General features: G+C 47.3%; 20 protein-coding genes. 14 read left to right on the top strand and 6 right to left on the bottom strand.

All coding sequences use genetic code 11. The annotated features are described in order from the left end of the window. Window positions 1-168 precede the first annotated feature (168 nt). The 6 genes from QZT80_RS10810 (at window position 169) to QZT80_RS10835 (ending at window position 7,731) form a co-directional block, all read left to right on the top strand. Window positions 169-762, top strand: a complete 594-nt coding sequence (locus QZT80_RS10810; protein ID WP_295121604.1) for a DNA-binding response regulator — start codon at window positions 169-171, stop codon at window positions 760-762. 4 nt (window positions 763-766) lie between these two features. Next, the gene (locus QZT80_RS10815) at window positions 767-2,083 is read left to right on the top strand and encodes a histidine kinase dimerization/phosphoacceptor domain -containing protein (RefSeq protein WP_295121606.1); all 1,317 of its coding nucleotides are present in this window, start codon (window positions 767-769) and stop codon (window positions 2,081-2,083) included. Window positions 2,084-2,344: 261 nt separating this feature from the next. Continuing rightward, the gene (locus tag QZT80_RS10820; RefSeq protein ID WP_295121608.1) at window positions 2,345-5,929 is read left to right on the top strand and encodes a response regulator; all 3,585 of its coding nucleotides are present in this window, start codon (window positions 2,345-2,347) and stop codon (window positions 5,927-5,929) included. A gap of 22 nt (window positions 5,930-5,951) precedes the next feature. Further along, window positions 5,952-6,323, top strand: coding sequence for a response regulator (locus tag QZT80_RS10825; protein ID WP_295121610.1), 372 nt, complete (start codon window positions 5,952-5,954; stop codon window positions 6,321-6,323). After that, a complete protein-coding gene (locus QZT80_RS10830; protein ID WP_295121612.1) occupies window positions 6,323-7,153 on the top strand; it encodes a protein-glutamate O-methyltransferase CheR in 831 nt (276 codons plus the stop codon). Before QZT80_RS10825 ends, QZT80_RS10830 begins: the two co-directional genes overlap by 1 nt. Continuing rightward, window positions 7,132-7,731 (top strand): chemotaxis protein CheB, encoded by a 600-nt coding sequence (locus QZT80_RS10835; protein ID WP_295121614.1) that lies wholly within the window; start codon window positions 7,132-7,134, stop codon window positions 7,729-7,731. Before QZT80_RS10830 ends, QZT80_RS10835 begins: the two co-directional genes overlap by 22 nt. Here QZT80_RS10835 and QZT80_RS10840 read toward each other — a convergent pair. Next, entirely contained in the window at window positions 7,711-9,324 is a 1,614-nt protein-coding gene (locus tag QZT80_RS10840; protein ID WP_295121616.1) for a response regulator, read from the bottom strand. The two genes, QZT80_RS10835 and QZT80_RS10840, sit on opposite strands and share 21 nt — an antisense overlap. Window positions 9,325-9,466: 142 nt before the next feature. Then, window positions 9,467-11,287 (bottom strand): chloride channel protein, encoded by a 1,821-nt coding sequence (locus QZT80_RS10845; protein ID WP_295121618.1) that lies wholly within the window; start codon window positions 11,285-11,287, stop codon window positions 9,467-9,469. 206 nt (window positions 11,288-11,493) lie between these two features. Here QZT80_RS10845 and QZT80_RS10850 point away from each other — a divergent pair, with 206 nt between their 5' ends. Continuing rightward, complete coding sequence (locus QZT80_RS10850; RefSeq protein ID WP_295121619.1) at window positions 11,494-13,944, top strand: gliding motility-associated C-terminal domain-containing protein; 2,451 nt, start codon at window positions 11,494-11,496, stop codon at window positions 13,942-13,944. A gap of 13 nt (window positions 13,945-13,957) precedes the next feature. On the opposite strand, the gene QZT80_RS10855 is transcribed toward QZT80_RS10850, so the two are convergent. Together QZT80_RS10855 and QZT80_RS10860 are read right to left on the bottom strand one after the other, a co-directional pair. Beyond that, window positions 13,958-14,659 (bottom strand): hypothetical protein, encoded by a 702-nt coding sequence (locus QZT80_RS10855; RefSeq protein ID WP_295121621.1) that lies wholly within the window; start codon window positions 14,657-14,659, stop codon window positions 13,958-13,960. Between the two features lie 21 nt (window positions 14,660-14,680). Next, window positions 14,681-15,430, bottom strand: a complete 750-nt coding sequence (locus tag QZT80_RS10860) for a hypothetical protein (RefSeq protein WP_295121623.1) — start codon at window positions 15,428-15,430, stop codon at window positions 14,681-14,683. 280 nt (window positions 15,431-15,710) lie between these two features. Between QZT80_RS10860 and purU the strand changes: the two genes are divergently transcribed. Continuing rightward, window positions 15,711-16,538, top strand: a complete 828-nt coding sequence (gene purU, locus QZT80_RS10865; RefSeq protein WP_295121625.1) for a formyltetrahydrofolate deformylase — start codon at window positions 15,711-15,713, stop codon at window positions 16,536-16,538. A 60-nt stretch (window positions 16,539-16,598) separates the two neighbouring features. Beyond that, a complete protein-coding gene (locus QZT80_RS10870; protein ID WP_295121626.1) occupies window positions 16,599-17,291 on the top strand; it encodes a TIGR02117 family protein in 693 nt (230 codons plus the stop codon). Between the two features lie 61 nt (window positions 17,292-17,352). Here QZT80_RS10870 and QZT80_RS10875 read toward each other — a convergent pair whose 3' ends face one another. Beyond that, window positions 17,353-17,790 carry a hypothetical protein gene (locus tag QZT80_RS10875; protein WP_295121628.1) on the bottom strand — a complete coding sequence of 146 codons (438 nt, stop codon included), beginning with the start codon at window positions 17,788-17,790 and terminating at the stop codon, window positions 17,353-17,355. A gap of 397 nt (window positions 17,791-18,187) precedes the next feature. On the opposite strand from QZT80_RS10875, the gene QZT80_RS10880 reads away from it, so the two are divergent. Beyond that, entirely contained in the window at window positions 18,188-18,508 is a 321-nt protein-coding gene (locus QZT80_RS10880; RefSeq protein WP_295121630.1) for a nuclear transport factor 2 family protein, read from the top strand. Window positions 18,509-18,514: 6 nt separating this feature from the next. Here the strand turns inward: QZT80_RS10880 and QZT80_RS10885 are convergent, their stop codons facing one another. Further along, entirely contained in the window at window positions 18,515-18,955 is a 441-nt protein-coding gene (locus QZT80_RS10885; protein ID WP_295121632.1) for a UPF0158 family protein, read from the bottom strand. Window positions 18,956-19,099: 144 nt separating this feature from the next. On the opposite strand from QZT80_RS10885, the gene QZT80_RS10890 reads away from it, so the two are divergent. The 4 genes from QZT80_RS10890 to ppsA all read left to right on the top strand — a co-directional run bounded on the left by QZT80_RS10890 (window position 19,100) and on the right by ppsA (window position 24,228). Then, window positions 19,100-19,468 carry a DoxX family protein gene (locus QZT80_RS10890; RefSeq protein WP_295121634.1) on the top strand — a complete coding sequence of 123 codons (369 nt, stop codon included), beginning with the start codon at window positions 19,100-19,102 and terminating at the stop codon, window positions 19,466-19,468. Window positions 19,469-19,702: 234 nt separating this feature from the next. Then, a complete protein-coding gene (locus QZT80_RS10895) occupies window positions 19,703-20,485 on the top strand; it encodes a phytanoyl-CoA dioxygenase family protein (protein ID WP_295121636.1) in 783 nt (260 codons plus the stop codon). Between the two features lie 88 nt (window positions 20,486-20,573). Then, window positions 20,574-21,431 (top strand): family 43 glycosylhydrolase, encoded by an 858-nt coding sequence (locus QZT80_RS10900; protein WP_295121638.1) that lies wholly within the window; start codon window positions 20,574-20,576, stop codon window positions 21,429-21,431. A 205-nt stretch (window positions 21,432-21,636) separates the two neighbouring features. Continuing rightward, entirely contained in the window at window positions 21,637-24,228 is a 2,592-nt protein-coding gene (gene ppsA / locus QZT80_RS10905) for a phosphoenolpyruvate synthase (RefSeq protein WP_295121640.1), read from the top strand. The last annotated feature ends 6 nt before the right edge of the window (window positions 24,229-24,234 follow it).

Genomic DNA, 24,234 nt, shown 5'->3' on the forward strand with positions numbered 1-24,234 from the left:
ATTTATCACCACTATTCCATATCAATTAACTATGATTTAATTATTTTTATATATGTCCGGTTCCGGTCAAATGCTGTGCGGTTGGGAGTCCTGATAAATATACGGCCCGGCATTTGGAATTACGTAGAAAATATGTCTATATTGACTACTGCTAACCAATCATTTAGTATGCAGAATCCTTATATCCTCGTTGTGGAAGATGAGCGGCTGGTGGCAGAGAACGTTGCGTCTATACTTATGCAGGCGGGATATCCCAAAGTTTGGCTGGCAGATACGCCTCAGGCGGCGTTGGATTATGTGCAGAAATACCCGGTAAACCTGGTCATCTGCGATATTCAGTTGCACGGTCAGCATGTTGGAACATCGATTGTCCAGAAGATAAAAGCGATGCGCCCGGTGGCGATTATTTATCTTACTGCCTACTCCGACCAGCAAACGCTGGATATGGCGCTGGCTACCGAGCCGGTTGCTTACCTGTTGAAGCCGTTTACGGACAGGCAGTTGCTGGTAGCCGTGAAGATGGGCTTACGTTTGCAGATGGGCGCGCCGGGGGTGGACACTTTTCCGAGACCATCGGCCCGTGAAATTGAGATCATACAATGCCTGGCAGAGGGCATGAGCAGCAACGCGATAGCGGTTAAATTAAACATCAGCGAAAACACAGTGAACACACATCGCCGCAATCTTTTAAAGAAATACGATCTTGAGCGTACTTCAGAGATGGTAGCTATTGCTATCAAACAAAAATGGATCAAACTATAGCGTTATGATGCAGCGCATCAGGAATTTCACGGACCTTATTGCCGGCGATGATCAGTACTTCTCCTTCGAGCACCGCATCTTCAACCTCATCAGCTTTTTTATTTTCCTGTTCACGATGGTTGGCGGTATCAGTAATTACCTGATAGGCCTGCATCCGATGACGGTGTACCTGAGTATTGCGGGTTGGTGTATATCTGGCGCGTTATACTACCGTTCGCGCCTGCAGGGCATCTTCAACCTTTACTCTATTGCCTTTTACACGCTGGGTACCATGCTTTGCCTGGGCGGCATGTACTTCTATAACGCAGGCATGAGCGGCACCACCGTATACCTCATTGTGATGCTGTTAAACGTATTGCTGATTATAGTGCCGCCACGCGCGAGCAACTATTACTGGCTTTGTGCGGTATTATACCTCACTATGTTAACCGACATCCTGCTGGAATACGCATTCCCGGAAATGATTATCGGGTATGCCACCCCCATGGAAAAGCTGCTGGACCATACCATTACCCTGATCTACTCGATCATCATCACCATGATTGTGATCATTGCTTTTCGTAGTAGTTACGACAAAGAGCGGGAGCGGGCGAGGAAGCAGAACAACGAACTGAAGCTGCTGAACGAACAGATAGCGCAGCAAAAGGAAGCCCTGATGAAACAGGCGGCGGAACTGGAGCAATCGTACCAGTCGCTGATGGCGCGCAACGAGTTTATACAAACTTTATTAAGAGAATTAAATCACCGGGTAAAGAACAACCTGCAACTGGTGTCGAGCCTGTTAAGTCTGCAGGGTGGCAGGCTGGAAGATGAAGCGGCCAAACAGATCGTGCTGGAAAGTAAGAACAGGCTGGTGTCTGTACTGCTGATTCATCAGCGGCTGTATGGCGACGACCACTCCACAGATGTAGCTATGCACGAGTATTTGCCGGAATTGGTTGAAACCATCATGTATTCCTACTTCGGTAATTTTAACGAGGATACGGCTGAATACAAGATAGCCCCGGTATCGTTGCATGTGGAGAAAGCCATACCCCTGGCGCTAATTGCCAACGAGTTAATTACTAACAGCTTCAAACACGCGTTTAAAGAAACATCTTTGCCAAAGTTGCTGATCGCTTTTGAACAGCGGCAGGGGCAATATGTGTTTGAGATATCCGATAATGGCTGCGGGTTACCCGCCAATGTGCATGCTTCCGGACATACGTTCGGCCTGCGGCTGGTCGATTCGCTGGTGCAACAGTTGGGTGGTCAGTTGGAAATGAATACAGGAAATGGCACCAGGATCCGAGTATTATTTGGAAATACCCCTTATCTGTAGAGAAATATCCCCATTAAGCACCTTTGCCGGATAAACAATATTCGTGCTACTGTGGCGGGTTGGCGCTTATTTTGTAACTATATTTTTTGGTTGATGTACAACTTCGTTTCTGCTATTATATTTGCGGGCATTAGATCTTTTTTAGCGGTCTAAGCTGCTGAAAGAGCAGACGTTAAGAAGCAGATTTCGAGTTAATGCCTTTTGCCGACCAGCTTCTTTTCGTGGCAGCCTGTACCAGAAAATATAAAAAGAATACGTTCCATGAATTCTTCTTTTAAACGCAACCTGTTGATTGGCTTCGGGTTATCCCTTTTATTGCTGATCATTAGTTCCGTAGCGTCTTACAACAGTATTCAGAACCTGCTGAAAAGCGCACAGCTGGTAGATCATACCACTGCTGTGATCCAGAACCTGGAAGGTGTATTGTCTATGATGAAGGATGCAGAAACCGGTCAGCGCGGGTATTTGCTCACCGAAGACGAAACGTTTCTGGATCCTTACTACGGAGCCGCCGACAGTGCCCTTACGCAACTGGCAATTGTTGAACAAATGACGAGCGATAACGAACTTCAGCAGGCGAGTGTCAAATCGCTTCGTGCGGTAGTGAGTGTGCGGTTAGGCATGCTTAAAAGCCTTACTGATTTAAAACGCAACCGCAAGTTGATCAATACGGATTCGCTGCGCATAGGAAAATACCACATGGATGAAATCCGCGGTATTGTGAAGCAAATGTCGGACCGCGAGCGTTTACTGCTGATCGCGCGTACCCAGCGGCTGAACAAGATATCCGGTTTTACGCCTATCCTCATTATTATTACTGCTTTCCTCTCCCTGCTTATCACCTCCGTGTTTTACACGCGTGTAAAAACCGACTTCGATGAACGCAGTAAGTTGCACAATGCATTACAGGAAAAGGATGCCGACATTGCCCGCCGTATAGAACTGATCCGTAAAATAGCCGAGCAAATTTCTAATGGCGATTATACAACAAGAGCGAAGGATGAGGGGGGCGATGGTCTTGGTAATCTCTCTTTTGCGATCAACCGCATGGCCTATTCGCTCGAAACGTCTTTCACGCAGTTGTCTGAAAACGAATGGCAGCAAACGGGCATCGCCGGTTTGAATGATAAGATGGTGGGGGAGAAAGATACGGAAGAGTTGACGAACAATATTCTCGACTTCCTGGCCAGTTATACCAACAGCCAGGTAGGCGTTTTATATCTCGCCGAAAACGATAAAATGCTGCGTCTCTACGGCAGTTACGCCCTTTCTCTGAAAGATAAAAAGGAATACGTGACCATTGGCGAAGGCCTGGTGGGGCAATGTATGCAGGGTGGCAAAGTACTGTTGCTGAAAGATATTCCGGCCCATGCTATTACACTGAGTTACGCGGCGGGAGAAATAAAACCGGTAAACATCATAGCCGTTCCTATCTTCCACGAGAATAAAGTGGTTGCCGTGATAGAACTGGCTTCCATTCACGAATACAGTGCGGCGGAACAGGCTTACCTGAACAGCATTACCCACAATGTTGGTATCGCTATTGTGTCGGCCGAAAACCGCCGTAAAATGCAGGACCTGCTGGAGGAAACGCAGGCGCAAAGCGAGGAACTGCAAACGCAGCATGGCGAACTCGAGAACCTGAACATGGAGCTGGAAGTACAAACGCAGAAGCTGCAGGTATCGGAGGAAGAGCTGAAAGTGCAGCAGGAAGAGCTGATGCAATCCAATACTGAACTGGAAGAACGCAGCAGGCTGCTGGAAGAAAGGAATCAAATTATCATTAACCGTAACCTTGAAATACAACAGAAGGCCGAAGAGTTAGAGCTAAGCACTAAATACAAGTCGGAATTCCTCGCGAACATGTCGCACGAACTCCGTACACCACTAAACTCCATTCTTCTGCTTAGCCGCCTGATGTCGGAGAACAATGATAAAAACCTGCTGCCCGACCAGATAGAGTACGCGCAGGTGATATTCACGTCGGGTAAAGGTTTACTTACGCTGGTAGACGAAATTCTCGACCTCTCGAAAATAGAAGCGGGTAAAATGGAACTGGAATTCCGGCAGGTGTATTTATCCTCTGTCATTTCCAATCTCCAGTCGCTGTTCGAGCCTATTGCCAAAGAGAAAGGACTGGAACTGAGGATAAAAACCGCGTCCGGTTTGCCGGCCACTATTGAAACCGATCATCTCCGCCTGGAACAGGTAATGAACAACCTGTTATCCAACGCCCTGAAGTTTACGGCTAAAGGTTCCGTAAGTCTGATGGTGGATATGGATAAAAGCGGTGATGCGGTGACCTTTACCGTAAAAGATACTGGCATCGGTATTTCGGAAGATAAACAACAGGTAATATTCGAGGCCTTCCAGCAGGCCGACGGTTCTACCCGCCGCAAGTATGGTGGTACAGGTCTGGGTCTTTCTATTAGCCGCGAATTGGTGAAACTGCTGGGCGGTACGCTTAGTCTGCGCAGTGTGCCAGGTGAGGGCAGCGAGTTTACCGTGATCGTTCCCTTAGTGCCGCCAACTGAACAACCACAGGAAGTAAAGCCGGAGCCACGCATTAAACCCGCTTATAACAAAGAGCATATCAAACCGCAATACACCACTGATATCATCCCCGAGTCTATCGACGACGACCGCGCCGACGTTTCGGCTGGCGACCGTGTGATACTGATCGTAGAGGATGACACCCACTTCGCGAAGGCGCTACTCAGCTTTACCCGTTCACGCGGTTATAAGGGAGTAGTGTCCGTACGCGGGGACGAAGCCCTGGGCCTGGCTATACAGTTCCAGCCGATAGGTGTTTTGCTGGACATAATGCTACCCGTGAAAGATGGCTGGCAGGTAATGGAAGAACTGAAGAACGAACCCAGGACCAAAGCCATACCCGTACACATTATGTCGTCGATGGAGGTAAAACGCGAAAGCCTGATGAAAGGCGCTATCGACTTCATCAGTAAACCACTGGCGGCAGAAGGTATGCAGGTGATATTTGAGAAGATGGAATTTGTGCTGAACCGCTCCTCCAAAAAAGTGCTGATCGTGGAGGAGAACAGTAAACACGCCAAGGCGCTGGCTTACTTCCTCGGTACATATAATGTAAACTCTGAAATCGGTAACAGCGTACAAAATGGTATAGAATTGCTGAAGCAGCAGGATGTGGATTGCGTGATACTGGATATGGGCATTCCCGACCAGCAGGCCTACGCCACACTGGAAGCCGTGAAAGAAATTGATGGTATGGAGAAGCTGCCTATCATCATCTTCACTGGAAAAAGTCTGAGCAAAACGGAAGAACAACGCATCCGCCAGTACGCCGATTCTATCGTAGTTAAAACCGCCCATTCCTACCAGCGGATTCTCGATGAAGTATCGCTGTTTCTGCACCTGGTGGAAGAGAACGATAAGACAACGGATAATGGTGGACAGAAGATGTCGGTACTAAACGAAGTATTAAAAGATAAAGTGGTGCTGGTAGCCGACGATGATGTGCGTAACATCTTCTCCCTTACCAAAGCCCTGGAGAAACACCAGATGCACGTAGTAAGCGCCACTGATGGCAGAGAGGCGTTAGAACAGCTGGAGAAAGGCCCTGTGCCCGATGTGGTGTTAATGGATATGATGATGCCCGAGATGGACGGTTATGAAAGTATCTCCAAAATACGGAAGGACCCACGTTTTGCCTCTTTGCCGATTATTGCGGTAACGGCGAAAGCCATGATGGGCGACAGGGAAAAATGTATACAGGCAGGCGCCTCCGATTACATTTCCAAACCGGTAGATATAGATCAACTTTTGTCGTTACTGCGGGTTTGGCTGTACGACAGGGCTTTCAGATAGTTTAACATTCTTTACAGGAACAATGGAAAAAGAAATCCTGATCGTTGACGATGATGTGCGCAACATTTTTGCGTTAAAGGCTGTATTGAAAAGTAGGGGTATAACCTGCCTTACCGCCGGAAGTGCGGCAGAAGCACTCACTATGCTGAGAAACCGCAACAATATTGGCATGGTGTTAATGGACATTATGATGCCCGATATGGATGGTTATGAAGCAATAGCAATATTGCGTGGTATTGAGGCCATAAAATTGCTTCCCATTATCGCAGTAACCGCCAAAGCAATGAAGGGCGACCGTGAAAAGTGCCTCCAGGCTGGCTTTGATGGATATGTATCGAAACCGATCGATGTAGACGAATTATTGATAAAGATAAAAGAATACTTTACCGGCTAATGTTGCGCACCCATTACATAAGTGAAGAAGAGGTAAGCATACTTTTAAATGATGTGCTGGAGTTGTACGGATATGATTTTACAGATTATGCCCATGCATCTATCAACCGTCGTGTAAATTATCTTTTTAAGAAAGATCGCTTTGCCAGTTTTGCCGAGTTCCGTTACAGGGTGAGGAACGATAAAGCTTATGTAACACGCTTCGTAGAGGAAATCACCGTGAACGTTACAGAAATGTTCCGTGATCCGTTTTTCTACAGCGCATTAAAGGCGGAAGTGCTGCCCGTGCTGGCCACCTACCCCTTCATTCGGATATGGCATGCCGGTTGTTCCACCGGCGAGGAAGTATACTCCCTCGCGATATTACTGGAAGAGGCAAACATGTTACACAAAGCAAAGATCTACGCCACCGATATTAATAACACTGTATTGGAAAAAGCTCGTAAAGGAATCTTTCCGCTGGCGCATATGCAACAGTACTCCCGCAATTACATTCAGATGGGGGGTACGAAGGACTTTTCCAAATACTATACGGCCAATTACGAGTACGCCAAGTTTAACGAAAACTTCTCCAAACAGATCGTATTTGCAGCGCACAACCTGGTTACGGATCATTCCTTTAACGAGTTCCAGTTGATCGTATGCCGCAATGTGCTCATCTACTTTAATAAAACCCTGCAGGATAAAATACTTCACCTTTTCGACGACAGCCTCGAAACATTTGGCTTTTTGGCTTTAGGGTCGAAAGAAACGCTCAACTTTACCAGTATATCGTCTAAATTCAGGCAATTGGAAAACAGGCAGAAGATATGGAGGAAAATAACCTTATAACCGCCACCAGGCTAATTGTTATCGGCGGCTCCGCCGGTAGCCTCAGGACTATTCTCGATATATTACCCGACCTCGATACCGGGTTGCAGGCTGCTATTGTTGTGGTACTGCACCGCCATCATGTTTATGATTCCACCCTCACCGAACTGCTAAGTGTTAGAACCAGCCTCGCCGTAAAAGAGGCCGAGGAGAAGGAAGCGTTAATGAACGGATGCATTTACATTGCCCCGGCCGATTACCACCTGCTGGTAGAATCGGATCATACCTTATCGCTGGATTATTCTGAAAAGGTGAACTACAGCCGGCCAAGTATAGATGTTACATTATCGTCTGCCGCACCTGTATATGGTGCCAACATGGCGGCACTGCTGTTAAGTGGCGGTAATACAGACGGAACGGAAGGGTTGGAAGAAGTCCGTGAGTTCGGGGGGCTTATTGCCGTACAAAACCCCGTTGTTGCCGAGGTAGAATATATGCCCAAACATGCGTTGCAGGCACTGGATGTTCAGTTGGTGCTTAGCAATGAAGTGATGGCGGGTTTCATAAACCGTTTTGCCTCAGGAGAACTTGCCGGCTAACTCTTTCGCCTGCTGCTTCTTATTCTCCGGCTGTGTAAGCGGCAATACAAATATAAATGCTGATCCCTCGTTTAACTTGCTTTTCGCGGTAAGTACGCCATCATGCCTTTCAATTACCTTTTTGGCGATGGCCAGCCCTATACCCGTACCCTCATAACGGTCCATGGTGTGCAGGCGTTGGAAGATGGTGAAAATCTTTGGAAGATATTGCTCGTCGAACCCAATGCCGTTATCGCTAATGCTGATGCGACAGAACTTGCCGTCAGGGTCTGCTGCAGCATTAACATCGAATGTTGCAATCGTTTCTGCGTGAATGGTGATTTCCGGTGCTACATCTGCCTTGCTGAATTTCAGCGCATTACTGATTATATTCTGAAACACCTGTCTTATTTGACCGGGCACTACCTCAATGTGTGGAATTTTTGACACATGAAAACGTGCATTCTTTTCTTGTATGGCGAGTTCGAGGTCGCTGAGTATTTCATCCAGCAGCAGATTAACATCCGTTTTCTCAAAATCGCTGGAGGCCGATAACCTCGAGAAATTAAGTAGGTCGTTAATGAGCCGGGTCATTCGGTTAGAGGAGTACACGATGCGGTTCAGGAAAGGTTTGATGGCTTCATCATCATCCGGGAACTTATCGCGGAGCATAGCGCCGAACAGGTGTATTTTACGCAGTGGCTCTTTTAAGTCGTGCGAGGCTACCGATGCAAACTGTTGAAGGTCGTGGTTACTTTCTTCCAGTGATTTGTTGATCTGCCAGAGTTCTTCCGTACGCTCCCGCACCTTCGATTCCAGTATTTCATTCGCCTGTTTCTGGTGCGAAATGTCGGTAAAGGTGCCGATCCATTTCAGGGTTTCATCGTCTTCCTGCATAGGCGTAACCTTTAACAGGTGGCATCGGTACTGGCCTTCGTGCAGGTCTTTGATGTACGTTTCTTTTTCCAGCGGCCTGCCCGAACGGAAAGCCAGTTGAAGATCTTCGTCGAGCGAACTTTCGCCGGCAGCTGTTTGTGGCATTACCGACATGTTGGGCGAATAGCGGAACCAGTGTTGGTTAGCATATTCTATGCGACCGTCGGCCGTAGCCGTAAAGGCGATCTGCGGCAGCGATTCCAGTATGGTATGTAGTTCTTTTACTTTTTTATCTAACGCCTGTTGTGCCTTTTTACGCACCTCCACTTCTTCCCGCAATTCCTGTTGTACCAGGCTTAACTCCTGCGTTTGCTGGTACATGCGGTAAAACGATTTTACCTTCATGATCAGGATATCAGGATCTACCGGTTTGGTAATGTAATCGACCCCACCGGAATCGTACCCTTTGGTAATAAACTTCTTGTCTTTATTTACTGCGGAAAGAAAAATGATGGGAATATCACGGGCTTTACTGTAGCCCGACAGCGCTTCTGCTACTTCAAAACCGTCCATGCTGGGCATCTGAACGTCGAGTATGATGAGCGTATAACTGGTTTTGAGAATCTTTTTAAGCGCCTCCTCTCCTGAGTTCGCACTGTCTACCTGGAACTGGTAGAGTTCCAGCGTTTTCTTAAGCGATAGTATATTCTCAGGCTTATCATCTACAATAAGAATCATACAATGTACGTATTACAACTGCTGGCAAAGGAGGTGAAAAATAGAAACGCGGTATTTTGACTAAGTATAGGTGGTCCTTTTTTGACAGCAGTAAAGGGCAGCAAAATTCTTGCCGTAATCTTTTCCAGACTGGGTTTTAGGCCTATTCTGTGTCGGAATATTCCTGCATCAGCAGGCGGTACTCGGCGAGTATGTCCGACTTTGACAGGAAGCCTGCCAGTTTGCCCTCTTTCACTACTGGTAAATACCACGTTTGTGTTTCATCGAACTTACGCAGCACATCGCTGATATTGTCATTCATATTTATTTCGGTGATGGGTGCTTTCATCAGGTCGCGGGCCCACAGGCGGTCGTACACTTCCGTATCGAACATCACTGGGCGCAACTCGTCCATGGTAATAATACCTTTAAGTTCCTGTTCGGCTGAAATGACCGCAATGGTACTAAGTGGTCCATTTTTTACCAGTTCTACCAATTCGCGAAGTGGAGTTTGGGGAGAAGTGGATGGCGTAGTTACATCTACCAGTTTGCCGAAACTTACGGCAGAAAGTATATTCTTATCCATTTCCCGGGTGAATATCTTACCAGCATCCGCCAGTTGTTTAATTTCCGGCCAGGTGGCCGAAAACCATTTAACCATCAGGAACGATGAGGTAGAAACGATCATCAGCGGAATGAAAAGGTCGTACCCCGAGCTGGACTCCGCGATCAGGAATATGGCCGTGAGCGGGGCGTACATCACGCCGCTCATTACGCCCGCCATACCTACTATTACGAAATTCGTAACCGGAACATTAAATCCTATCGCATCACAAATAGCTGCAAAGAAATACCCCAGGAAGGCCCCCGCGAACAACGAAGGAGCAAAGTTGCCGCCATTACCACCGCTCTGAATGGTGACGGCTGTAGCAATGGTTTTCAGCAATAATACGCATCCCAGAAAAATTAATACCATCCATTCTTCGAGCCTGAAATAGGCGAGGAAGCTGTCCTGCACCATACGCTCCACATGGCCGCCGGCCAGTTGTTTGATGCTGGTGTAACCTTCGCCGAACAAAGGCGGCATCAACACACATAATAGCGAAACGATGATCCCTCCGAAAATAGCTTTCCTGAGTGGCTGCCATTTCAGATGTTTGAAGAAATGTTCGATACGCCCGGAAAGTATTGCGAAATAACGCGCATACAAACCGCTGAGAATGCCGAGTATGATGTAAAACGGAACGTTGTAGTAGTTGAACGGTGTTTGTGATTCGAAATGAAATAATACTTCTTCCTGTAGAATGATTTTAGAGATAAGACTGCCGCAAACAGCAGCGATAATGAGCGGCAGAAAATCGGAAAATATCACACCGGTGAGTAACACTTCGAATGCGAACATCATGCCCGCAATAGGCGCATTAAAGGCCGATGCAATGCCTGCAGTAGCGCCCGCAGCCAGTAATAATGTTCTTTCTTTATAATGAAGATTGTACACCCTGGCGTAGTTAGATCCAATTGCAGCGCCGGTAACCGCAATAGGGCTTTCCAGTCCGGCCGAACCTCCAAGCCCCACGGTTACCGCACTTTGGATAATCTGTGAGTACATTTTGATCCTCGGTATAAGGCTGCTATTTTGTGCTATTTCGTACAATATGGCCGGTATACCCTTGCGCGACTGCCCCTTAAAAAAAGCAATGACGATGATGGTGGTTAATACGATGCCAAGGAAGGGGAACAGGGCCAGGAAAATAAGTTGGGTGCTGATGTGTACTTTGTTGGTAATGAAGTAGTGGATGTAGTGTACGAGCATTTTTAGTAGAACGCCCGCCAGTCCTGCCGCACAGCCCACCAATACGCCCGATAACATCAGGAATTGCATGCGGGTTAGTTTTGCATGCAGCCAGTGAATAACCAGCTCGTAACTCCTTACTTTCCTGAGACTGAATTGCCGGAACCCTCGCTGGAACTTGTAAAAAGCCATATGTTTCCTGATTTTTCCGAATTCGCCCATGCGGTAAAAATAAGTCTTGATAACCACCCGGCAAACTTTAACAAATAAAGATTGCCTGATAATTAGCTATTTATGCCGCTACTGGCCCTTCTTACTAGATTGAGGAAGAAAAAAGGCCACCTGCTTCAGTATATTTGACCGTTGTCCCCCTAGGCCTAACCTTCTGTATGCATAACATGAAAAGAAAAAGACTGGCTGCCATATTTTTGTTGCTCTGCTGCACGACTGTGTCTGCACAATACGCCGACCTGGGCACCGGCAAACTGCGCGAGCAAATCTGGTGGTTCGACTGGAGCGGATTGACGATCAGTAGCGGCACTACCCGCAGTTTTACTACCGCCGATGGTTTACAGGTAACCTTTACCGTGTCGAAAGCAACAGGCACTACATTGCAGCCCAGTATCATGAAAACCTGGGGTGCGGCCATGTTGTATTCACTATATGATTTTAGCAATGCTGCCATGCGTCCTGCGCTTTACAATTATGGCAACAATTCAAACTTTGGTTTTACGCTTACAGTCACGGCTACCCGTGCAGGTTTGCCAGTACCGTTTACATTAGTGGCCGCAGATCCGGAAGCCAGCGCACCGAATGAAGTAACTACGGTCACCACCAGTGGCAGCGCCTGGAGTACCTTCGACTTTTTCAGGAACAGCACACAGACTAGTAATCCGGCGATAGGTTGCGGCACGCAGCAGGTAGTGATTTCCAATACTTATGGTAATATAGCGGGTAGTTTATATGGACAAAACCCTATGCTCACCACCAGTGCCCCGGCTGCCGGTTCACTTACGCTCGACCTGGAATTTGACCGGGGCGGGGCTTATGGCGGGATGGGTATTGCTATCGGTGTATATTCACCGATCGATCGTGGAGATTTGCCTGCCAGCTTTGGCAGTGCGCAACACCGGTTGGTGTATGCGATGCAGAACAGTTGTAATTTCAATCCGCCGTATCCCTTGTTATCACAATCTGCAAATCTGAAAATAGGTACATTGCCTGGCGACGCCGATGGTCAGCAAACAGCCGACGATAATGCGGCAGGGGCAGATGAAGATGGTATAGCAACATTTGCTGCCTATGGCGGCAACGGCACTTACAGCGTAACCGTAAATGTGACCAATACCACCGGCGCTGATGCTTACCTCGCGGGCTGGTTTGATTTTAATAATGACAAGGTGTTTGGTACGGGCGAGCGGGCTACCGCTACCATTGCAAATGGCGCCACCACTGCTACCTTAACCTGGACGGGCCTTCCGGCAGTCTTACCCGCTTTAACACCCGCTACCATACAGTATTTCGGGATGCGTTTCAGATTGGCCGCACGACAAGGTGAAGCGCAACAGGCTACAGGTTTTGCGCAGGACGGTGAAGTGGAAGATTACCTGGCGCCGTTTAATATTCCCTGCACATTTAAGATGAGTGCTGCTGCCACAGCCGCTGTGTGTGCTGGTAAAACAGTGCAGCTCAATGCGGCAGTCACTTCCGGTACCAACTACAACTGGACGCCTGCCACGGGTTTGTCCAACGCAGGCATCAGTAACCCGGTTGCTTCGCCCACCGCTACTACCACGTACCAGGTAACTGGTACCGACAGCCGCGGTTGTGCCGATCAAACATCTGTTACGGTAACCGTAAATCCTACGCCCGTCATCACCAAAAGTGCGGATACAAGAATATGTATTGGTCAGTCGGCCAACCTCTCCGTATCCGCTAATATTCCCGCCGGTTTCACCTGGACGCCCGCAGCCGGATTATCTGCAGCTAACATCAGTAACCCGGTGGCTACGCCGCAGACTAACACACAGTACACCGTTACGGCCACCAGTGGCAATAATTGTACAGCTACCGAAACGATCAACGTAACGGTTATAAATAAGCCCGACTTTAAAGTAACACCTGTGGATGCTGATGTTTGTGCCGGCGAAGCAGTGGCATTCACTGCTTCCGGCGGAGATACCTATATATGGCGCGCACCCGATCATTCTACCATAGGTAATAGTGCAGCATTCAGCACCTTTCCTACTGCCAGCGGTGTATACACCGTAGAAATCAATGATCTCGTCTGCGCCCGCAACCAGGTATTTAGTTTACCCGTAAGCGTGAGTCAGGCTCCTAACACCAGCATCACAAAATCGAACGATATCAACTGCCAGCATGGCTCGGCAACACTTACTGCCAGCGGAGGCTCGCAGTATGCCTGGGATACCGCACCCGGAATGAGCAGTACGAATGCGGCACAAACCACCGTATCTCCCACACAGCCCACGATGTACTATGTAACTGTCACTAATCCCGGCGGATGTATTAAACGCGATTCGGTGTTAGTGAACACCAACTTCAATACCACGCTGAGTCAATATCCCATGCCCAACGCATTTACACCTAACAACGATGGCAGCAATGATTGTTTCGGGTTAAAGTATTGGGGGCCGGTTACTGAGCTGGACTTCTCAGTGTTTAATCGCTGGGGCGAAGTAGTATTTCACACCAATAATGCGAACGATTGCTGGGACGGCACTTTTAAAGGCCAGCCGCAGCAATCGGGTACATATGTTTTTGTAGTAAAGGCTAAAACGGTTTGTGGTACTGGGGAAAGGAAAGGTACGGTGGTGTTGGTGAGGTAAAGTGTATATAGTTTTACAACTTGTTCACCATGAAATCGGCTATCCAAAACATGCCTAACCGCCCGGGAGGAGTACCGCCGTTAATCATGTACACGATCCAGGTGAAGAACATGCAAATGCCGAAAGCAAGAATGATTTTTCCATGTAAGCGGGTAACGCCGGTAAAAGTCTGCGCACGTTTACCGTCTGGCAGTGTTCTTTTGGCCAGCAGGAAGAAGGCGCCGATAAACATACCCATCCCTGCACCCAGGAACGATGCAAGGTAGCCGATAAAAATCCACACAGCCGGTGCCCGTTCCGGGTTGGCCAGCCGGGTAACACGTTTCTGTTGTAATTGCGCAATATCTTCAGCACTCAAATGAATGCCTCGCTGCTCCAGCAGTTGCAAGGCCAGCGCATAATCATAATCACCCCATTCATCTTTTTTCTCAATAACCTCTTTTAGTTCTGCATCTGTGAAGGAGAGCAGGTAGTAGTCTTCGTCGGGCGCTTCTATCCGGGTCTTTGCCCGGATAATTTCGTCGGCGGTGATAAAGCTACTGGAGGGTATTTTTAATGCAATAGCGTTACTGTGATCCTGGCCAATCAAGTTGGAGTCGAGCAAACGCGGAGCGTTCTCTATTTCACAGGGGATGCCGTGTTCCTCCAGCAGGCTGCCAATAATCTGAGCCTCCTGTAAAGAATTAAATCTCCGAAAAGTTAAAAATTCAGACATAGCGAAAAGGGATTAGGTTAATTACAATCCGGCTGCTTCTTTTCGCGACAGCCAGATCCATTTGCGGTTAAGCCTGCGCACATAACGCGGGTGCAGGCCAATATCTTTCAGCAGCGCCTGGAACTGTGTACGCGCTTCCTGCGGGCGCTGCCTTTTTTTCAGGAAAACACCATAGCGGTACATGCCTTCAATCGACTGATGGATGCGTACCACCTTTTTATATTCGTCTTCCGCTTTTTCCAAATACCCGCCACTTTCCAGCGCCTGCGCATACACCAGCTCATCTTCCGCTTTTTTCATAAACACTTTTTTGGAAGAAAATGCTTTCTCGAAATTAGTGATGCTTTCGGTAAACTCCCCGGCATGAAATTGAAGTTTGGCCAGCAGCAACAGTATGCCCGGGTCGTTGGCGTATAAATCGCTAAGGCAGCTCTTTACCAGCGGAATGGCTTTGTCATATTTCTTTTGCTCACCGTAAGCCGAAGCCAGTGCAAGCCGGTTGGTAACGGTATCAGAAATGGCCACTTTACGTTGCAGATCGTGCAGCAGCGCGTTGGGAAAGATGTAACGCAGTACGTTATGGAAAAACTCACCCCGGTTGATTTCCGGCAATATTTCAACTACGATGTACACCGCAGTGCCGATGCCAGGTAAAAAGATCAGCAAAAGTATCATATCGCGCCGCCCTGTTTTGTAGGCGTGTATGATGCAGAGTATCTGTAGTACCAGGATAAAAATGTAGGCGTTATTCCAGTATTGAAACAGGTTCATTGTAGGCCGGGATTGGTGATTGATAGTCGCGTAGACAAGTTAACGGGGCAATATTATATATTTTTGGACTATTAATTAAAAAAAGATAGGTGGTCAGCATCAAGTTGCTATGGACCCGCCGTTGCGTCGCACACTGAGGGGGCGGGACCACTATTAGGCATTTTTCAGGTTGCCTTGAAGGTTTCGCCGCTGCGAATATATTGCTTGTGATGAGTCCCGAACGGCAGTATTCACAAAAATCTCAAGAAATCCTATTACAGATTTGCTATTTTCATCCATTATGATCATCGTTATTCAATGTACAGACCAGGTAGGCCGCGTGGCCGCCATATCCGGGGTGTTATCGCAGGAAAAGCTGAACATCGTATCCCTGCGCGAACATGTGGATATTGAGCAAAACCATTTTTATATGCGTGTGCATGTAGAACAGGATGCGCCTGCGGCCGCCCTCACTGAAAAACTGCGCGCGGTATTGCCAGCCGATGCCATCGTTCAGGTAAACCCCAGGCCCGAGAAGAAAATAGTAGTAATGGTGACAAAAGAGTATCATTGCCTTACCGATATTCTCGTTCGCCATCATTTCAAAACGCTGGGCGCACAGGTACAGTGCGTAATCGGGAACCATACTACCCTGCAAAATATCTGTGAACGTTTCGATGTGCCCTTTTGTCCGGTGTTGCATGATCCGGCCGATAAGATAAATTTTGAGGCCGCTATTCATGATATCATCGGGCAGTATAAACCCGATTACATTGTACTCGCTAAGTTTATGCGCATATTGTCGCCGGGTTTTGTGGCGCAGTTTCCTGGCCGCATTATCAATATTCACCACTCCTTTTTACCCGCTTTTGCAGGCGCCAATCCGTATAAACGAGCGTTTGAACGCGGCGTAAAAATGATAGGTGCCACCGCTCACTTTGTTACCGACGAACTGGACGAAGGGCCGATCATTACGCAACAGATCATCCCCGTAAACCATACTTACACTTCTACCAGCATGGTAAAAGCAGGCAGGGAAATAGAAACCTCCGTACTGGCCCGCGCCCTTCAACTGGTGTTCGACGACCGTGTATTCGTTTATAAAAACAAAACGGTGGTGTTTGAATAAACCTCAGAGGGTAAGGGTTACCAATCAGCAGAAAGAGTATATAGTAGAAACGTTCCGGTTATGAAACGAGTGCTTCGCAGAACGGCAAAGGTCTTGCTTTATACTATTCTTTCCCTTATCGGTTCTGTGGGGTTGTACCTGCTGGCAGCATGGGGCCTTTCGCGGATAGCCGTAGAGAAAGAAGCAGCCGCTGAAGAGGTGGAAATCTACCTGTTATCCAACGGGGTGCATAGCGACATTGTAGTGCCGGCCTATAATGATATAAGGGATTGGCGGACGAAGGTGCCGGTAACCAATACTACAGGTAAGGACAGTTCGGCTAACTACCTGGCCTTCGGTTGGGGCGATAAGGGCTTTTACCTTGAAACCCCCACCTGGAACGATCTTAAATTCAGTACTGCCTTTAAAGCCGCATTCGCGCTCAGCTCCTCCGCCATGCATGCTACCTATTATCACCACATGAACACCGGCGATGACTGCAAACGAATGATGATAAGCCGCGAACAGTATGTACGCCTCGTTGCGTTCATCGATAAAAGTTTTAAGCAGGATGCGGATGGCCGGTTTATATACATTCCGACCAACGCCAATTACGGAAGCAGCGATGCGTTTTACGATGCAAACAAACGTTACCACCTGTTTCATACCTGCAACACCTGGACAAACAACGCATTAAAGAGCTGCGGCCAGTTAGCGTGTTTGTGGACGCCGTTTGACAAAGGCATATTTTACCAATACAACAAACATCCATAATTAAGAAGTCCCGTTACACATCGTGCAACGGGACTTCTTAATTTATTGATAAGCCTAAGCCTTATTCGTGTTCGTACAAATATACCTGGTAGTCGTAGCCCGACTGTGACGGTATGCGGATGAAGAATTTCAACTGTTTGTCGGTTACCTCGCCCAGCATATATTCCGTTCCATTAATGGTAATTTTTCGCTTGTTAAAATCCATGGAATACGTAACCTGGTAACCCGTTTCCGCGTTCTCACAAATTATTGCGCCTTTGGTAACCAGCAGGGAGTCTTTGCTAAACTTCAGGCGGTCGTCTTTTTCACACTCAGCAACAGGCGTGTACAGTATTTTACCGGCAGGACTGGTAGCCGGATTTCTATCAATCACCGTTGGTTTCCATTCCCTTGATTTCAGGAAGGCAGCAGCGGTAGTAGCGTTATCGATTGTTTCCTCTTTCGTACAGGCATAACCCAGGATAGTTAGCACAGCAACCAAACAAAGTATTTTTTTCATGCAGAACAAGCTGTTGTTGTTAATGACTCGTATAAAGGAATAACGGGGCGCAAGATACAAAAAAATCCTGGCGGCTATATGGGTACAATAGTTAATGTATTGCTAACTGGCAACCTCATCTATATTGGCTTTGCCCACTTTTTCGCGACTCCTTTTACATTCAGTATGGTCAAACGCGTTTTTGTATTAAAAAGTTACATTGTATCTAGTTTTAGGATGTAATTATGATGGTAAATTACCTTCCTCTCCTGACTTCCAACTAAGCCTCTCCTAACTCTCTCCACACTCTGAGGTGACTCCAGGGTGTTTTGGTAAGATAGTATTAGTGGCTGCCCTGTCTCTGCAGGGTACGCTACCGGCTGGCAAACGATTTGCCGCCTGATAAGAAATATTAATCATGATCGAAACCGTGTTGTCTTTCTTAGATGCGCTTAATAGTGAGGACTTCGCTAAAGCGCGCAGTTACTTGGCCGATGATATGAAGTTTATCGGCGTACTGGGCACCCGTGAAGGTGCCGATGTGTACATAAGCGATATGGAAAAAATGAAATTCAAATACCGCATTGTGAAGTCGTTTGTAGAAGGAAGCGATGTTGCATTATTTTATGACATCGATATGGATGGAACATCAGTATTCGCCGCTGGTTGGTACGAGCTGGAGAATGCGAAGATCAAACAGTTCAGAGTGCTGTTTGATCCGCGGCCGGTGATGAAGTAAGAGAATTTATTCTGTAGGATGCCTTTCTATCAGGTCCTTTACATAGGCCACCATGCGCTGGTCTTTATAAACAAACCACTTCTGTCTGATGTCCGGATAGTTCAGCAGACAATTCCTGAACTGCTGAAAAGGAGATTTTTTCCGGATGGACAATGCAAAATAGTTTTGCGTTCTGCCATCTGATATTGTTTCAATGAAGTCTTCCATGAATCCAAACGACTGGTAACTCTCAGGTGGTTCTATTTCAATGTAGTTATCTGGTGAGGCTTCCACTAGTTTCATGATAGCAGGTGCATCACTTTTTTCACCGGTAATCGCTTCAAATTCGTCTGGGTCCATATTGGGGGCAGAAAGAACTTCTCCGGTACTTATCTCGTAATAGCAGATGTTTCCGGATGCAAGTTCAGCCGCTATATCTTTCAGTTTCTCGTCGTTTGGTGTTATCATAGTTAATGTTGAGCGGATGTAAAAATACTGACGATCCGTCATTTTCCCTACTGACGCATTTAACCCCTTAATTGTCGCTTTTACGGGTTACCCGGCATTGAATACCGGCGTAGTTTTATATCATCAAAAAACACACTACGACTTATGAAAAAGACAAAAGTTATTTACTGGATATTCACCGCGCTGTTTGCCGCTTTTATGTTGCTCACTGCCGTGCCGGACGTATTGATGTCGGACGATGCAGTTAAATATATGGATCACCTCGGCTACCCGCATTATTTCACGCCCTTTATCGGGTGGGCTAAAATATTAGGTGCTATCGCCATCCTGGTTCCTGGTTTTCCGCGCATCAAGGAGTGGGCATACGCCGGGCTTTTCTTTGATCTGATCGGTGCTACGTATTCACAAATTGCCACCGACGGCATTATGCCACAAATGCTGTTTATGCTGCTGCCATTTGTATTGGGCACCGTGTCTTATGTGTATCATCACAAAAGGCTCAGGGGAGAATAACATTATTGAAATACAATGAAGGGTTGATGTGATACCATTGCATCAACCCTTCGTGTTTTTTTCCTACATTTATCCCATGAGAATGACTCCCATGTTATAATTCATCCTTCTACTGCCATTCCGGCAATTGCCTCAGGTTTTGCTGAGGCTGTTCACTTTATTGCTTTTACCTGGCGTTTAATGGGTTTCGGACTGCCACGGCAGCCCGTTATTTGCCATCAATTAAGAACAAGTATGAAAGATGTTTTAAACAGGGAGCAGATCAATCAATTTATCCGCGACGGATTCGTGCGCATTGATAACGCTTTTCCCACTGAAATAGCGAAAGCTGCAAGAACAATACTCTGGAAAGATACCGGCTGCGACCCTCATGATCCGGCAACATGGACGAAGCCGGTGATATGGCTCGGTATGTATACCGCCGCACCATTTGTGGAGGCGGCTAACACAGCAATATTACATAGCGCTTTTGATCAGCTGGCAGGTGCCAACCGTTGGCTGCCTTGCAAAAGTGTGGGCGCATTCCCCGTACGTTTTCCTTCGGATGCAGATCCCGGTGATGGTGGCTGGCATGTAGATGCCGGTTTTCCCGGTAGCGATCCGGCCGACTACTTTAGCTGGCGGATAAATGTGAAGTCAAAAGGCCGTGCGCTGCTAATGTTGTTTTTGTTTTCTGATGTAGAACAGGATGATGCGCCTACGAGAATTCGTGTGGGTTCGCATATGGACGTGGCCCGCTTATTACAACCTGCCGGCGATGCAGGCCTTTCTTTCATGGAACTGGCAAACGCACTTGATAGTTTACCCGAACACAAACAAGTATTGGCCACCGGTAAAGCAGGAACGGTGTATTTATGCCACCCTTTCCTGGTGCATGGCGCACAGCCGCATCATGGTAAAAATCCAAGGTTTATGGCGCAGCCGCCACTCCAGTTAAAACAGGAATTAGAGATCGGGGTAAGTCAAACAACCACGCCGCTGGAGGATGCTGTTAGCATAGCCCTGGGGAAGTCATAGATAAAATAGTATCCGCCACCTGGCAGCGGCGGGTACTATTTTAGTTTCTTGTTGGCAAGTGGTTTGTGTTGATAAGCAAAAACGCAACATGTCTAATCCGATCATCCGCCATATATACACAGCCGACCCAACCGTATTGGTGTATAATAACACAGTTTATCTATACACCGGTCATGATGAGCCGCCAGATGGTGTTGATGATTATGTAATGAATGATTGGCGCTGTTTCTCATCCACCGATCTGCAGCAATGGGCGGAACATCCTGTTCCATTGAAGGCATTGGATTTTGCATGGTCGTCGGGCAATGCTTACGCATCGAAGGTGATTGAGTTTAATGGTAAGTTTTATTGGTTTGTGGCCGTTACCAATGCTATGGATGGCAACAGCGCTATTGGTCTTGCTGTTGCAGACAGGCCACAGGGCCCGTACACGGATGCGCTTGGTGCGCCACTTATAACGCTCAGTATGCTGCCGCCTACGGATAATCCAAAAGCCAATCTCGATCCCACCGTGTTGTATGCGGACGGCGCACATTACGTCTGTTGGGGGCATCAAACGCCCTACTTTGCCCGGCTTAATGCGCCACTTACCGCCCTGGACGGCCCCATCACCACATTAACCCTACCGAACTTCAGCGAAGGCGCGCACCTGCACAAACATAAGGACTGGTTTTATCTTTCCTATGGTTATGGCTCGCCTGAAAAGGTGGCGTACGCGATGAGCAGGGACATTAATGGCCCATGGGAATTCAAAGGAATACTGAACGACGTGCCGTACAACTGTGAAACCAATCGTCCGTGTACGCTGGAGATGGGCGGTGAGTCATATTTCTTTTATCATAACGGAGCGTTGCCGGGTGGTGGCAGTCACAGGCGTTCAGTGTGTATAGACAGGCTATATTATAACGATGACGGTACCATACAGGAGGTAGTGATGACCAGGTGATCGTATCAGGAAGAAAATAAAGAAGCCGCTACCAGAGCGGCTTTTGTTATTTAGCGTATATGCGTTTTAATAGTAATTGTTTACAAGGTAAACGCCTTGTTCACAGTGATTATTGTCTTAAAAAAATATACTGTAAAATGATTTTTTGCCGCCCCTCAATTGAATACATTTGAACACTCACCACTGGTTTTATAACTCAAATAATATGGCAAATCCTCTTGTATTCAATTTGCGTGACCTGGATAAAAGTCAATTATCGATCGCTGGTGGCAAAGGCGCTAACCTCGGCGAGCTTTCCCGGATTGATGGTATACATGTACCTGATGGTTGCTGTGTTACCACCGAAGCTTTTAAAAAAGTGATAGGGCAAACTGATAATATTAAGGCGTTAATCGCGCAGTTATCAGCACTGAGTATAGGAGATAGTAAAAACATCGCTGCGTTGAGTGGTGATATCCGCAGCCATATTGAGAAAGCCATGATTCCGCAGGAGGTAGTAGAAGAAATTATACTTCACCTTTCGGACGCGTCGCCTTATGCCGTACGTTCAAGCGCCACTGCCGAAGACTTGCCATCCGCTTCCTTTGCCGGCCAGCAGGACACTTACCTGAACATCATTGGTAAAGAGGCAATACTACAACATATCAGTAAATGTTGGGCATCGCTGTATACAGAGAGGGCAGTTATTTACCGTTTACAAAATGGTTTCGATCATCGTAAAGTGCAGCTGGCGGTGGTGGTGCAAAAGATGGTTTTTCCGCAGGTGTCGGGCATTATGTTCACTGCCGATCCTGTTACGTTTAACAGGAAAGTGTTGTCGATCGATGCAAGTTTTGGACTCGGAGAGGCCGTGGTTGCGGGTATGGTGAGCGCGGACAACTATAGGGTGTGTGAGGGCGAGGTGAAGGAGAAAAGAATATCGACCAAAAAGCTGGAGGTGCTTGCCATCGAAATTGGGGGTACTAAAACACGGGAGATAGCATTGGATAGGCAGCAAATGCAGTCATTGACCGATGAACAGATCTTACAGCTGGAACACATTGGCAGGAAAATAGAAGCACATTTGAAACATCCCCAGGATATAGAATGGTGTTTGGCGGACAATAAGTTTTATGTGGTGCAGAGCCGTCCCATCACCACTTTATATCCCATTCCTAAAGCCGCAGACCAAGAGAATCGCGTGTATATATCCGTGGGTCATCAGCAAATGATGACCGATGCGATGAAGCCATTGGGTCTGTCATTTTGGTTGTTGACGGCACTCCGCCCGATGAGTATTGCCGGTGCACGGCTCTTTGTAGATATAACGGACAGTCTTGCGTCGGATACTATGAGGAATATGATGTTAAGCTTGCTTGTTAAATCCGATCCACTTATAAAAGATGCGCTTACCACCATCATAGATCGCGGCAATTTTATAAAACTCAAGCCCGACCCAGCGCCCGGCGATAAAGTGATGCCTGTTTATATCAATCCATCTCCGATCAAAAGTGATCCTGCAATTGTTGCGCGATTGGTCAATGAACATCAGGCAGCGTTGACAAAGCTTAAAGAGGATATTCAATTAAAATCAGGAGCAGATGCATTTGATTTTATTGCAGAAGATATCGTTCAATTAAAGAAGCTTTTATTTGATCCGGAAGGTTCCGCTGCTATTATGGCGGCGATAAATGCCTCTTCATGGATCAATGAAAAAATGAACGAGTGGCTGGGGGAGAAGAATGCTGCAGATGCGCTATCACAGTCCGTTGCCAACAATGTTACTTCCGAAATGGGCCTGGCCTTGCTGGATGTGGCTGATATAATTCGTCCCTACCCGGATGTAGTTAACTATCTACAACAGGCAAAGGATGAGCATTTTATGGATGGATTGATGATCGTTGATGGTGGTCAGCAGGCTTATAATGTTATCACTGCTTATCTTGATAAATACGGAATGCGATGTGCAGGCGAAATTGATATCACCAAGCCCCGTTGGAGCGAAAAGCCTGCAACACTTATCCCCATAATCCTCAGTCACATTAAGAACTTTCAACCCAACGAAAGCACCCGCAAATATGAACGCGGATTGCAGGAGGCTGTGAATAAGGAAAGGCAACTATTACAACGTCTGAAGCAATTGCCCGATGGCGAACAGAAAGCAGCAGAAACCAAACAGCAGATCGACCTGCTACGTAACTTCGCCGGCTATCGAGAGTATCCGAAATATGGTTGGGTGAGCCATTATTTCATCTATAAAAAAGCTTTACTGAAAGAGGCTCAGAAGCTAATGGAGGCGGGCATTCTTCATGAGAAAGAAGATGTTTACTACCTCACTTTTGAAGAGTTTCGGCAAGTAGTACATGATCAACAAGCTGACTACGAAATCATCCACAAACGAAAGGAAGAATTCAGATTGTATGAAAAGCTACAGCCCCCGCGTGTGATCACCTCTGATGGTGAAATTATTAGTGGCGCTTACAACCGGGAGTATCTTCCGGCAGGTGCCATTGCAGGCCTGGCTGTATCTTCAGGCATCATCGAAGGCCGTGCCCGGGTTATTTTAAAGATAGAAGACGCCGTAATAGAAGAAGGCGATATATTAATCACGACCTTCACAGATCCCAGCTGGACACCGTTGTTTGTATCGATAAGCGGCCTGATAACCGAAGTTGGCGGATTAATGACACACGGCGCTGTGATAGCACGTGAGTATGGATTGCCGGCAGTAGTGGGGGTGGAGAATGCGACTAAGCTGATTAAGGACGGGCAGCGGATACGGCTGAACGGAACGGATGGGTATGTGGAGGTGTTGTAAAACAAA

Origin of the sequence: uncultured Chitinophaga sp. (assembly GCF_902168175.1) — a bacterium.
Lineage (GTDB): Bacteria > Bacteroidota > Bacteroidia > Chitinophagales > Chitinophagaceae > Chitinophaga.

Coding starts and splice junctions, on each gene's coding strand:
- purU (WP_295121625.1), top strand. CDS start 15,711: ATGATCATCGTTATTCAATGTACAGACCAGGTAGGCCGCGTGGCCGCC.
- QZT80_RS10810 (WP_295121604.1), top strand. CDS start 169: ATGCAGAATCCTTATATCCTCGTTGTGGAAGATGAGCGGCTGGTGGCA.
- QZT80_RS10845 (WP_295121618.1), bottom strand. CDS start 11,287: ATGGCTTTTTACAAGTTCCAGCGAGGGTTCCGGCAATTCAGTCTCAGG.
- QZT80_RS10890 (WP_295121634.1), top strand. CDS start 19,100: ATGAAAAAGACAAAAGTTATTTACTGGATATTCACCGCGCTGTTTGCC.
- QZT80_RS10870 (WP_295121626.1), top strand. CDS start 16,599: ATGAAACGAGTGCTTCGCAGAACGGCAAAGGTCTTGCTTTATACTATT.
- QZT80_RS10840 (WP_295121616.1), bottom strand. CDS start 9,324: ATGATTCTTATTGTAGATGATAAGCCTGAGAATATACTATCGCTTAAG.
- QZT80_RS10860 (WP_295121623.1), bottom strand. CDS start 15,430: ATGAACCTGTTTCAATACTGGAATAACGCCTACATTTTTATCCTGGTA.
- QZT80_RS10850 (WP_295121619.1), top strand. CDS start 11,494: ATGAAAAGAAAAAGACTGGCTGCCATATTTTTGTTGCTCTGCTGCACG.
- QZT80_RS10820 (WP_295121608.1), top strand. CDS start 2,345: ATGAATTCTTCTTTTAAACGCAACCTGTTGATTGGCTTCGGGTTATCC.
- QZT80_RS10830 (WP_295121612.1), top strand. CDS start 6,323: ATGTTGCGCACCCATTACATAAGTGAAGAAGAGGTAAGCATACTTTTA.
- QZT80_RS10825 (WP_295121610.1), top strand. CDS start 5,952: ATGGAAAAAGAAATCCTGATCGTTGACGATGATGTGCGCAACATTTTT.
- QZT80_RS10895 (WP_295121636.1), top strand. CDS start 19,703: ATGAAAGATGTTTTAAACAGGGAGCAGATCAATCAATTTATCCGCGAC.
- QZT80_RS10815 (WP_295121606.1), top strand. CDS start 767: ATGATGCAGCGCATCAGGAATTTCACGGACCTTATTGCCGGCGATGAT.
- ppsA (WP_295121640.1), top strand. CDS start 21,637: ATGGCAAATCCTCTTGTATTCAATTTGCGTGACCTGGATAAAAGTCAA.
- QZT80_RS10875 (WP_295121628.1), bottom strand. CDS start 17,790: ATGAAAAAAATACTTTGTTTGGTTGCTGTGCTAACTATCCTGGGTTAT.
- QZT80_RS10900 (WP_295121638.1), top strand. CDS start 20,574: ATGTCTAATCCGATCATCCGCCATATATACACAGCCGACCCAACCGTA.
- QZT80_RS10835 (WP_295121614.1), top strand. CDS start 7,132: ATGGAGGAAAATAACCTTATAACCGCCACCAGGCTAATTGTTATCGGC.
- QZT80_RS10885 (WP_295121632.1), bottom strand. CDS start 18,955: ATGATAACACCAAACGACGAGAAACTGAAAGATATAGCGGCTGAACTT.
- QZT80_RS10855 (WP_295121621.1), bottom strand. CDS start 14,659: ATGTCTGAATTTTTAACTTTTCGGAGATTTAATTCTTTACAGGAGGCT.
- QZT80_RS10880 (WP_295121630.1), top strand. CDS start 18,188: ATGATCGAAACCGTGTTGTCTTTCTTAGATGCGCTTAATAGTGAGGAC.